The organism is Paraburkholderia sp. UYCP14C (genome assembly GCF_004197395.1).
Lineage (GTDB): Bacteria > Pseudomonadota > Gammaproteobacteria > Burkholderiales > Burkholderiaceae > Paraburkholderia.
Genome location: NZ_SELS01000001.1, coordinates 1 through 12,063, shown reverse-complemented (window position 1 = coordinate 12,063; position 12,063 = coordinate 1). Strand labels below are relative to the sequence as shown.

At 64.0% G+C, this 12,063-nt stretch carries 7 protein-coding genes; 2 read left to right on the top strand and 5 right to left on the bottom strand.

Going from position 1 to position 12,063, the window contains the following annotated elements; genetic code table 11:
• Positions 1 to 33 precede the first annotated feature (33 nt).
• Entirely contained in the window at positions 34 to 681 is a 648-nt protein-coding gene (locus EVC45_RS00035) for an FMN-binding negative transcriptional regulator (RefSeq protein ID WP_129956001.1), read from the bottom strand.
• Positions 682 to 1,023: 342 nt separating this feature from the next.
• Between EVC45_RS00035 and EVC45_RS00030 the strand changes: the two genes are divergently transcribed.
• Together EVC45_RS00030 and EVC45_RS00025 are read left to right on the top strand one after the other, a co-directional pair.
• A complete protein-coding gene (locus EVC45_RS00030; protein WP_168991370.1) occupies positions 1,024 to 2,442 on the top strand; it encodes a DUF1254 domain-containing protein in 1,419 nt (472 codons plus the stop codon).
• A 213-nt stretch (positions 2,443 to 2,655) separates the two neighbouring features.
• The gene (locus EVC45_RS00025; protein WP_129955999.1) at positions 2,656 to 6,450 is read left to right on the top strand and encodes a DUF748 domain-containing protein; all 3,795 of its coding nucleotides are present in this window, start codon (positions 2,656 to 2,658) and stop codon (positions 6,448 to 6,450) included.
• A 142-nt stretch (positions 6,451 to 6,592) separates the two neighbouring features.
• On the opposite strand, the gene acnA is transcribed toward EVC45_RS00025, so the two are convergent.
• From acnA to EVC45_RS00005, 4 genes are all read right to left on the bottom strand, one after another.
• Positions 6,593 to 9,307, bottom strand: a complete 2,715-nt coding sequence (gene acnA, locus EVC45_RS00020) for an aconitate hydratase AcnA (protein ID WP_129955998.1) — start codon at positions 9,305 to 9,307, stop codon at positions 6,593 to 6,595.
• 42 nt (positions 9,308 to 9,349) lie between these two features.
• The gene (locus EVC45_RS00015; RefSeq protein ID WP_129955997.1) at positions 9,350 to 10,801 is read right to left on the bottom strand and encodes a bifunctional 2-methylcitrate dehydratase/aconitate hydratase; all 1,452 of its coding nucleotides are present in this window, start codon (positions 10,799 to 10,801) and stop codon (positions 9,350 to 9,352) included.
• A gap of 23 nt (positions 10,802 to 10,824) precedes the next feature.
• A complete protein-coding gene (locus EVC45_RS00010; protein WP_129955996.1) occupies positions 10,825 to 11,331 on the bottom strand; it encodes a hypothetical protein in 507 nt (168 codons plus the stop codon).
• A gap of 102 nt (positions 11,332 to 11,433) precedes the next feature.
• A partial coding sequence (locus EVC45_RS00005) for a citrate/2-methylcitrate synthase (RefSeq protein WP_306770723.1) occupies positions 11,434 to 12,063 on the bottom strand: 630 nt, incomplete at its 5' end.

Here is a 12,063-nt window from a genome sequence, read left to right as displayed (position 1 = left end):
TGGGAAGGTCAAGGCCGGATCATGCGGCCGCCGTCAAAACGCCGGCGGCGCATCCAGCATCGCCTGACCCACCGCCTTCTGTTGATCGCCGTCGCGCGCGAGCAGCGTTTGCGCCGCGCCGCGCCGGTCTTCGGCCCCCTTGTTCTGGCCGAGCTTCCATTTGCCGATGAGCCGCGTCACCTCGATCTCGATGCCGACGATCGCGCCGAGCATCTGCGCGATGTAGTCGGCCGGCGCGTCGCCCATCTTCCACGGCACCGGCTCGCCGGCTTCCATCTTGCGCGTGAGTCGCGCGACGAGGCCGCGCACGAACGATTCATCGTCATGCACCACAATCCTGCCATGTGCATGCACGACCATATAGTTGTAGGTCGGCACCTGCTTGTGCATTTCGTGTTTGCTCGGGTACCAGCTTGGCGAAATATAGGCGGTCGGCCCCTGGAAGATCACCAGCGCTTCAGGACGGGTCGAGACTTCCTGCCAGACCGGGTTCGCCCGCGCGACGTGCGCGCGCAACACCAGACGTGACGAATCCGCCGCGTCCGCTTGCGCCTCGAACGGCAGATGATTCGCATCGAGCCCGTTGGGACCGTGCGTAATCAGCGCGCCGAACGAATGCTCGGCGATCAGGCGGTGAAGAACCTCTGGACGGTTCTCTTCGAAATGGGCGGGCATGTACATTGAAACGCTCCGAATGCAGGACGACGAAAGAGTGGGGGGAATCGGAAAGCAGGTGAATCGACGAATCCTTGAATCGAAAAAGCATGGTGCGCTCGCGCGAGCCGTTGGCGCGGGGACATAATGGGGCGACGAGCCGATTGTTCCATCGGTGAGCCGCCTGCGCGCCGACAGGCGCAATTCCCTGCTTTGTGCTTGCCTGGCTAGCAAGGATACGATACAACGCGATGTTGTCGGAATCGCAATCCGCGGACTGGCTGCGCAGTGTTTCGGGAGAACCGCGCATGCACCTGGCGCTGCACACCGGCATCTCCCATAGGACCGCAAGCTCCGCACTCTGAACGAATGATAAAAAATCTCCGCGAGTTGTTTTTGCTTCAACGAACCTGCGCATCGCTCGCGGGTCTCGCACTGCTGGCCAGCTGTGCGTCGACCCCCATAGCGACGCAACAAAGCACCGGCTGGATCAAGGACGAAGTCGCCGACTCGTACGTGTTCGGCTATCCGCTCGTGCTGATGAGCGCCGCGCGCGACGCGGCGGTCGGCACCGAGCCGGGCCAGGCGCCTTTCAACACGCTGCGTCACGCGCAGGCGCTGCCGCCGATCGGCGCGGCCAACCCGCCGCAGCCGAGCCTCGACACGCTCGACTCGACCGGCTGGCTCGACCTTGCCGCCGAGCCGGTGATCCTGGCGCTACCCGATTCGCACGGCCGTTACGTCGATGCGCGCGTGCTCGACATGTGGACCAACGTCGCGTGGTCGACGGGGCCGCAGTTCGGCGCGGGCACGGGCGCCGCGAAGGGCCTGCGCGCGCAGACGATCGCATTCGTCGCACCGGGCTGGAAGGGCGAGCTGCCGAAGGGCGCGAAGCGCGTCGAAGTGCCGACCCGCAACGCATGGGTCAGCGTGCGCATCCAGTCGAACGGCGCGCGCGATCTGAACGCGGTGCGCAAGCTGCAGCACGCGATCCGCCTGGAGCCGCTGAGCGTGTTCGTCGGCGACGCGGAACAGGCGGTGCCGCCGCGCGGTTACGCAAGCGGCGTCGCAGCGCCGAGCGGCACGCCGGCGCAGCAGGTCGCCGCGCTCGACGCGAGCGGCTTCTTCAACCGTCTGGCCGACGCGTTGCCCGACAGTCCGCCGACACCGGCCGATCCGCATGCACTCAAATTTCTCGCCGACCTCGGCGTCACGCCGGGCGATCCCGTGAAGCTGCCGAAGTCATCCGATGCGCTGGCGGCCGGTCTCGCCGATGGTCGCGATCGCGTCGCGGCGCCGCCGTCGAATCTGCTCAGCGCGAACGGCTGGAGCTGGTTCGGCGACGCCGTCGGCAACTACGGTCCCGACTATGGGCTGCGCGCGTATGCGGCGAGCACGCAGTTGGGCATCGGTACCAAGGAAGACGAAGTACGCGCATTCGTCACGCAGGACAGCGACGGCAACACGCTGAACGGCGCGAATCGCTACGTGATTCACTTCGCGGCGAACCAGTTGCCGCCGGTGCGCGGCTTCTGGACGATCACCGCATACACGAAGGATGGCGCGCTGAGCGAGAGCGCACCGTCGCGGCTCGCGGTCGGCGATCGCAATGGCGCGCGCCGCAATCGCGATGGTTCGCTCGACGTGATCGTGTCGTCGACGCGCAGCCGGACCGGCAACTGGCTGCCCGCACCGCGCGCGGACATGCAACTGGTGCTTCGCATGTATGCGCCGAAGCCGCAAGCCACCGACGGCAGCTGGCAGCCGCCGCCGGTCGTGCGCCAATGACGTGAACGGCGCGCGGGCAAACCGCGCGCCGTCCGGTTTCGTTATCTAACGCTCGCTAGAATTTGCATCGCTGGAAAGCGAATCGGTCAGCAGCACGAATCGTAAAGGGGGGGCTGACATTCCTGTCTAACGATTGATTGAAGATTTATACTGCCGCTTGCGGGATCACTGTTTTTCGCGGCGGGCTTGCCGCCGCATTCATCCAGACCGAGCATGGCAAGCCTCAATAAAGCATCGTTAGCCTCGTCCATACAGACCGTGCGCGGAGTCGCGCAGTCGCACCGCACGCGACGGATTCTCATAGGCCTGCTGATCTTCGTCGTCGTGTTCGGCCTGCTCGGCTTTTTCGCGGCGCCGCCTCTGATTCGCCACATCGCGAGCCAGCAACTGAGCAAGCAGCTCGACCGGCCGGCGTCGATCGGCCGCATCGCGCTCAACCCGTACACGCTGCGTTTCGAGGCCGACAACGTGCATATCGGCGAGCGCGGCGGCGCGGGCGACTTCATCGATATTTCGCGGCTCATCGTGAAGCCGTCATGGAGCTCGCTGTTTCGCGGCGCGCCGATCGTCGACGAAGTGCAGGTCGATTCGCCGCGCTTTCATATCGTTCGCCTCGATGCGCAGCACTTCAATTTCAGCGACCTGATCGAGAAGTTCGCGAATCAGCCGGCCAAACCGAACAGCAAGCCGACGCAGTTCTCTGTTTCCAACATCCGCGTCGAAAACGGCCAGATCAGATTCGACGACCGCCTGCTCGGCACGAGCCACGTGATCGATCAATGGAAGCTCGGCATTCCGTTCATCGCGACGCTGCCATCGAAGACCGATATCTTCGTCGAGCCGCTGCTGCGCGCGCGCATCGACGGTGACAGTCAGCTTGCGATCGACGGCAAGACCAAGCCCTTCGCGGCGTCGCGCGAGTCGGAGGTGTCGCTGCGCTTCGACGATCTCGACGTGCCGAAGCTGGTGTCTTACGCGCCGTCGAAGCTGCCGGTGATCGTGCAGTCGGGCAAGCTGTCCACCGACCTGAAGCTGAACTTCGAAGTGTCGAACGACACGCCGTCGCTGCGCGTGGCCGGCACCGTCGACCTGAACGACGTCGACGTACAGGATCAGGGCAAGGCGCCGTTTTTCGCGGCGCGCGCAGTGCACGTGGCGGCGGCATCGCTCGAGCCGTTGAAGAACGTTTATCACTTCGACGACATCCGCATCGACGCGCCGAGCGCGAGTCTCGCGCGCGACAAGGACGGTGTATTGAGCGTCGAGCGTATGTTCGCGTCGGCGCCGGAAAAAACGGCGGCAAAGGGAACCCCGGAAACCCCGGAAGCCGCGAACGCGAATGCCAAAACCGCCGCCGCCGAAAAAGCGGCCCCGCCGTTCGACGTTGCGATCAAACGTTTCACGCTCAACGACGGCACGGTGAACGTCCACGACGAAGCCGCGTCACGTCCGGTCGAAGCCGGACTGCAAAACCTCGCGGTCACGCTGACCGATTTCTCGACGCTCGCGTCGGCGCCCGCGCACTACACGCTGAACACGAACCTGAAGGACAGCGGCGGTTCGCTCGCCGCCGACGGCACCGTCGGCCTCGCGGCAAAGACCGCGAGCGCGAAGCTCGATCTGAAGTCGCTGAAACTGCCGCCGTTGCAGCCGTATCTGGACACCGCGACGTCCGCGCAGGTGCTCGACGGCGCGTTGTCCGCGACGACGAATATCGACGCGAACTGGTCGAAGTCGCCGATGGCGCTGACGGTCGCGGACACGAAGCTGGACATGCAGGCGGTGAAGCTCGCCGCGCGCGGCGACAAGACGCCGGTGATCTCGCTCGCGCAGGGCAACGTGGTGGTCAAGCAGGTCGACGTCGCGGCGCGCACGGCCGACGTGACGAGCGTCGACGCAACCGGCCTCGCGGTCGACGCGCAGCGCCTGAAGGACGGCAGCATCAATCTGAATGCGCTCGCGGGGGCGCATCAACAGGCGACCGAGCGCACGGCGATTCACGCGGCGAAAAAGGCGCAGGCCGAGGGGCCCGCGTGGCGCTACAAGATCGGCGAATTGACGCTCAAAGACGCAACCGCCAATTTCACCGACAACACCACGCCGCAACCGGTCAAACTGAGCTTTACGCCGGTGCAGCTGAAGGTGCAGCAGATCAGCGACGACCTGAGCCGTGCGCTGCCGGTCGACCTGCAAGCAACGCTGAACAAAAAGGGCACGCTTGCCGTGAAAGGCGACGTGACCGCGACGCCGCTGAAGCTGGACATCAAGATCGACGCGAACCGGCTCGATGCGGCTGCGTTCGAGCCGTACTTCAGCAGCAAGCTGAATGCATCGCTCGCGAGCGCACTGCTGAACGCGAACGGCAATCTCGCGGTTTCCCAGGCGAAGTCGCTGAAGGCGAACTATCACGGCGACATGGCGCTCGTCGACGTGCGCATGCTCGATAAGGCGACGTCCGACCCGTTCGCGGGCTGGGGCTCGCTCGCCCTGTCGAACCTGAAGGCCGACTACGACGAGCACGGCACCGTGGTCGATGCGGGCCGCGTGACGTTCTCGAAGTTCTATGGGCGCGTGCTGCTCGACGCGCAAGGCAAGCTGAACCTGAAGGATGTGGTCGCGCACGAGGGCGGTACATCGCAGTCGCTGACGCGCGACAAGAGCGGTTCGCACCCGATTCCGCTGACGCCCGAGGCGGTGTCGGAAGCGGTCGCGGCGTCGGCACCGGTCGCCGCGCCGGACAAGGCATCGGCCGCCGCGCCGGGCAAGGCGGCGGCGACACCCGCCGCCCCCGCAACGGCCGCGACGCCGCCGCAAAGCCCGGTCAAGCTGCACTTCGGGCAACTGGTGTTGCAACAGGGTCGCGTGACCTACACCGACAACTTCATCAAGCCGAACTACACGGCGAACCTCGTCGACATTCAGGGCACGATCGGCGCGTTCGGTACGGAGTCGACCACCTCCGCACCGGTCGACGTCGCCGCGAGGCTCGCGGCCAACGGTCCGCTGACGATCCGCGGCACCGTCAATCCGCTGATCGCGAAACCGGCGCTCGATCTGACCGCGACCGCGCACGATATCGAGCTGACTAACCTGACGCCGTATTCGGCGAAATACGCGGGCTATCCGATCACGAAGGGCAAGCTCAATGTCGATCTGCATTACCAGCTCGCGAACGATCAGCTGAACGCCAACAACCACCTGTTCATCGATCAGCTGACGTTCGGCGACCACATCGACAACGACACCGCGACCAAGCTGCCCGTGCGTTTCGCGATCTCGCTGCTGAAGAACTCGCGTGGCGAGATCGACGTGAACCTGCCGGTGTCGGGCTCGCTGTCGAACCCCGAGTTCAGCATCGGCGGGCTGATCTGGCATGCGGTGCTCAATCTGCTCGAGAAGGCGGTGACCGCGCCGTTCACGCTGATCGCGCACGCGTTCGGCGGCAATGGCGAGGACCTCGGTTACGTCGAATTCGCGGCCGGCTCGGCCACGCTCACCGACGCCGACAAGGAAAAACTCGACACCATCGTGAAGGCGCTCACCGACAAGCCGTCGATCCGCATCGACCTGATCGGCCGCGTCGATCCGAAGGTGGACGAGCCGGCGCTGCGCACGCTGTACGTCGATCGGATGGTCAAGCGGCAGAAGATCAAGGACATGGTGGGGAATGGCGAGAGCGTCGATCCGTCGACTGTCACGGTCGATCCGCAGGACTACGACAAGTATCTGACCAAGGCCTACAAGTCCTCCGACTTCAAGAAGCCGCGCAACTTCATCGGCATGACGAAGACGCTGCCCGACGACGACATGAAGGGCGCGCTCGCGGCCAATGCGCCGATCGACGACGCAAGCCTGCGGCAGCTCGCGCAGCAGCGCGCGCAGAGCGTGCAACAGTACCTGGAAGGCAAGATCGACAGCAGCCGCGTGTTCATCGTCGCGCCGAAGATGAATGCCGACGACATCAAGGACAAGGGCGCGACGACGCGGGTCGATTTCGGCTTGAAGTAATGGCGAAAACGCGGCGCGCCAGCCGTGACGTCCAGTGAGCCCAAAAAAAAGCCCGACCTGAGGTCGGGCTTCAAAGTCGGCTGCGCCCTCCACAGGACGCAGCCCCTGCAAAACAGCGAGGCTGTTTGCGTCGCCGCTGAACTTAAGCAGCCAGCAGCGAGCGCAGCACGAACGGCAGAATCCCGCCGTGCTTGTAGTAGTCGACTTCGATCGGCGTGTCGATACGCAGCAGCACCGGAACGCGCTTGTCGCCGTCCTTGCCGTGGATCACGAGCGTGACTTCCTGTTGCGGCTTGAAGTCGTCGCCGAGGCCTTCGATGTCGTACGTTTCTTCGCCGGTGATGCCGAGCGACTGCACGCTATCCGAGCCCTTGAACTGCAGCGGCAAAACACCCATGCCGACGAGGTTCGAACGGTGGATCCGCTCGAAGCTGCGTGCGACCACAGCCTTCACGCCCAGCAGTTGCGTACCCTTGGCCGCCCAGTCGCGCGACGAGCCCGTGCCGTACTCTTCACCCGCGAACACGACGGTCGGCGTGTCGGCGCCGATGTACTTCATCGCCGCGTCGTAGATCGACAGCTGTTCGCCGCTCGGCTGGTGAATCGTCAGGCCGCCTTCAACGCGCGTGCCGTCCGCCTTCGCCGGGATCATCAGGTTCTTGATCCGGACGTTCGCGAAGGTGCCGCGCATCATCACGTCGTGGTTGCCGCGGCGCGAGCCGTAGCTGTTGAAGTCGGCCTTCTGCACGCCGTTTTCCTTCAGCCAGCGGCCTGCCGGCGAGTCTTCCTTGATCGAGCCTGCCGGGCTGATGTGGTCGGTCGTGACCGAGTCACCGAAGATGCCCAGTGCGCGCGCGCCCTTGACCGGCGCGATGCTGGACGCCGGCGTCATCGAGAAGTCCTTGCCGAAGAACGGCGGCTCGGCGATATAGGTCGACTTCGGCCAGTCGTAGACCTGACCTTCTTCGCCCTCGATCTTGCTCCACAGGTCGCCCTTCTTCGTGAGCTGTGAGTAGTTCTTGCGGAACGCGTCGGCATCCATCGCGTACTTCAGCAGCGCGTTGACTTCTTCGCTGGTCGGCCAGATGTCGCCGAGGTAGATGTCCTTGCCGCCCGTGCCCTTGCCGACCGGCTCGGTCATCAGGTCGCGCGTGATGTTGCCGGCGATCGCGTACGCGACCACGAGCGGCGGCGACGCGAGGAAGTTCGCGCGGATGTTCGGGTGGATACGCGCTTCGAAGTTGCGGTTGCCCGACAGCACCGCCGCCGCGACGATGTCGTTCTTCGTGATCGCGTCGTTCAGTTCCGGCGTCAGATCGCCCGCGTTGCCGATACAGGTCGTGCAGCCGTAAGCGGCCAGCGTGAAGCCGAGCTTGTCGAGGTACTTGAGCAGGTCGGTCTTGGTCAGGTACTCGGTGACGATCCGCGATCCCGGAGCCAGCGAGGTCTTGATGTGCGGCGCGACCGTCAGGCCAGCTTCGACGGCCTTCTTCGCAAGCAGACCGGCGGCCAGCAGCACGCTCGGGTTCGACGTGTTCGTGCACGACGTGATCGCGGCGATCAGCACGTCGCCGTTCTTCACGTCGACGCCGTTGCTCGTCGTGTATTGCGCGTCGAGATCGGCGGCCTTCTTGGCGAAGCCGTTTTCAGCGACCGGCTTCGAGAACAGGTCGGTGAAGGTCGACTTCACGTGGCCGATCTCGATGCGGTCCTGCGGACGCTTCGGGCCAGCCAGCGACGGCGCGACCGTGGCGAGATCCAGCGTGACGACCTTCGTGTAGTCGATGTCGCCGTCGGCCGGAATGCCGAACAGCTCCTGCGCCTTGAAGTAGTTTTCGAACGCCGAGATTTCCGCGTCCGTGCGGCCCGTGCCGTGGAAGAAGTCGATGGTCTTTTCGTCGACCGGGAAGAAGCCCATCGTCGCGCCGTACTCCGGCGCCATGTTGCCGATCGTCGCGCGGTCCGGCACCGACAGCGAGCGCGTGCCTTCGCCGAAGAACTCGACGAACTTGCCGACGACCTTCTCCTTGCGCAGCAGTTCGGTGATCGTCAGCACGAGGTCGGTGGCGGTCACGCCTTCGATCAGCTTGCCCTTCAGATGCACACCGACCACGTCCGGCGTCAGGAAGTACACCGGTTGGCCGAGCATGCCTGCTTCCGCTTCGATACCGCCCACGCCCCAGCCGACCACGCCGATGCCGTTGATCATCGTCGTGTGGCTGTCCGTGCCGACCAGCGAGTCCGGGTAGTACACGGTGTCCGCGCCGTCGGCCTTCTTGTGCACGCCGCGCGCGAGGTACTCGAGGTTCACCTGGTGAACGATGCCGACGCCCGGCGGCACGACCTTGAACGTATCGAACGCCTGCATGCCCCACTTCATGAACTGGTAGCGCTCGTTGTTGCGCTGGAATTCCAGCTTCATGTTCAGGTCGAGCGCGTTCTTCTCGCGGAAGTGGTCGATCTGCACCGAGTGGTCGACGACGAGATCGACCGGCACCAGCGGCTCGATCGATTTCGGGTTCTTGCCGACGGCCTTCGCGACGCCGCGCATGGCGGCGATGTCGGCGAGCAGCGGCACGCCGGTGAAGTCCTGCAGCACGACGCGCGACACGACGAACGGGATTTCGTCGACGCGAGCCGCGGTCGGCTTCCAGTTCGCCAGTTGCGTGACGTGTTCTTCGGCGATCTTCTTGCCGTCGTAGTTGCGCAGCACCGATTCCAGCACGATACGGATCGAGACCGGCAGGCGGTCGATCTTGAGGTTCAGAGCCTTGCCGAGTTGCGGCAGCGAGTAGAACTTGCCTTTGCCGGAACCGCTGTCGAATTCCTTGAGCGTTTTGTGGAGGTTGTGGGCCATGGTGTTTTCCTTGGATTGGATCGCGGAACTACAGTACTCAACCTAGATGACGTAGAGATCGACGTATTCATTGACCGGCGTCGCTTCGAGCTTGGCCTGGTCGAGGGATACGTCGAGAATCGCCAGTTGTTGCCTGACCGGAAAGCGCCGCGCGAGGTTGGTCTTGAACTTCTCGACCAGCAACGGAATTCCGTCTTCACGACGGCGCTTATGACCGAGCGGGTATTCGACTACGACTTCACCGAACTTCGACCCGTCGTTGAATTCGATCGTCAGCGCATTGGCGATCGAACGCTTGTCCGGGTCGTGATAATCCTTCGTGAACTGCGGGTCTTCGACGCATTCCATTGTCGCGCGCAACGCATCGATACGCGCGTCCTGCGCCACTGAATCTTCGTAGTCGGCAGCGGTCAGTCGGCCGAATATCAGCGGCACCGCGATCATGTACTGGATGCAATGATCGCGATCGGCCGGATTGTTCAGCGGGCCCTTTTTATCGATGATGCGAATCGCCGCTCCGTGCGTGCGAATCGTGATGCGGCGAATGTCTTCGACGCGCCGGCCTTGAGCTGCGAGCTGCGCATGCAGCGCGAGCGCGGCTTCCGCGGCGGTTTGCGCGTGGAACTCGGCCGGAAACGAGATCTTGAACAGCACGTTTTCCATCACGTACGAGCCGTACGGACGCTGGAACCTGAACGCGTTGCCGTTGAACAGCACGTCGTAGAAGCCCCACGTTTTCGCGCTGAGCACCGACGGATAGCCCATCTCGCCGGTTTTCGATATCAGCGCGAGGCGCACGGCGCGCGAGGTCGCGTCGCCGGCGGCCCACGATTTGCGCGAACCGGTGTTCGGCGCATGGCGGTACGTGCGCAGCGCCTGCCCATCGACGAGCGCCTGCGATACCGCGTTGATCAGCTCGTCGCGCGTGAGGCCGATCAGCTGGCCGACCACCGCGGTCGACGCGAGCTTGACGAGCAGCACATGATCGAGCCCGACCTTGTTGAACGAGTTCTCGAGCGCGATGCAGCCTTGAATTTCGTGCGCCTTGATCATCGCGATCAGGACGTCTTTCATCGTCAGCGGCGCTTTGCCGGCCGCGATGGCGGTGCGCGAGAGCCAGTCGGCCGTCGCGAGAATGCCGCCGAGGTTGTCGGACGGATGGCCCCATTCGGCAGCGAGCCACGTATCGTTGAAATCGAGCCAGCGGATCATCGCGCCGATGTTGAAGGCGGCCTGAACCGGGTCCAGCTGGAACGACGTGCCCGGCACCTTCGCGCCGTTGGGGACGATCGTGCCTGCCACGATCGGTCCCATCAGCTTGGTGCAGGCAGGGTAGGTAAGCGCCTCGAGTCCGCAACCGAGCGTGTCGATCAGGCAATGACGCGCCGTTTCCAGCGCGAGCGCGCTGTCGATCCGGTAATCCAGCACGTAGTCGACGATATCGACCAGGACGGCGTCCGGGGCGGGTCGTACGTTGGAGATCGGGGCGGACACGGGAGCTTCCCTGGCGGCGAAAATCAGTTGCCGGTCTTGTTGATCGCGTTCGATTGCGTTGCAGCCGGCGAGCCCTGTTCCATGGCGACCGTCTTGCACTCGTCGGCCAGACGCGAGCTGTCCTTGTCCTGGAACAGCATGGCCTTGGTCGGGATCACGACGAGGTCCATACCGGTGGCTGCATCGTGGAAGCGGTCGGCGCCCGTGGTGGTCGTCTCGCGCGGCAGGTTGTAGTTCTTGTTCGCCCAGTGAACCGTGACGACCTGGTCACGCTTCATGTCGCCTTTCATTTCGAAAGCAAGGCCGTCCTTGCACGACCACTTTTCAGCGCCGTCCGGGATCGGATCGACCTTCGCTTCCTTCGCCGGATTTGCCTTGCGCTTGATCAGGCGGCGCGGCTCCGGGCGCTTGGCGACGGCCTTCTTCGTCGTTGTAGTAGTGGCCGTGTCCGCAGCAGCGGCGTCAGTCGCGACGGTCAGCATCGTCGTGGACAGGGCGCCAATCATGGCGGCGATCATCAGCTTTTTCATGGAGAAAACCTTTCTATCTAAAATCCGTTAAACAGTGCGCGGACGACCGGTCCGGCGGCCGCGCTGGTTGAACTGCACGCGCTGTGGAGCGCACAGCGACCGCTATTTTCTCCTATTTAGCGGCACGTACTTTAAATTCTCGGGTCCGGTGTAGTTCGCACTCGGACGAATGATCTTGTTGTCGACGCGCTGCTCGATGATGTGCGCGCTCCATCCTGCCGTGCGCGAGATCACGAACAGCGGTGTGAACATCGCGGTCGGCACGCCCATCATGTGGTACGACACCGCGCTGAACCAGTCGAGGTTCGCGAACATCTTCTTCGCGTCCCACATCACCGATTCGAGCCGCTCGGCGATCGAGAACAGCTTCATGTTGCCCGCCTTGTTCGACAGGTTCTTCGCGACTTCCTTGATGACCTTGTTGCGCGGGTCCGAGATCGTGTACACCGGGTGGCCGAAGCCGATCACGACTTCCTTGTTCTCGACGCGGCGGCGGATGTCGGCTTCCGCTTCGTCAGGTGTTTCGTAGCGCGACTGGATTTCGAACGCGACTTCGTTGGCGCCGCCGTGCTTCGGGCCGCGCAGCGCGCCGATCGCGCCGGTGATTGCCGAGTAGATGTCCGAGCCCGTGCCCGCGATCACGCGGCCCGCGAACGTCGACGCGTTGAACTCGTGCTCCGCGTACAGGTTCAGCGACACGTGCATCGCGTCGACCCACGCCTTCGACGGCTC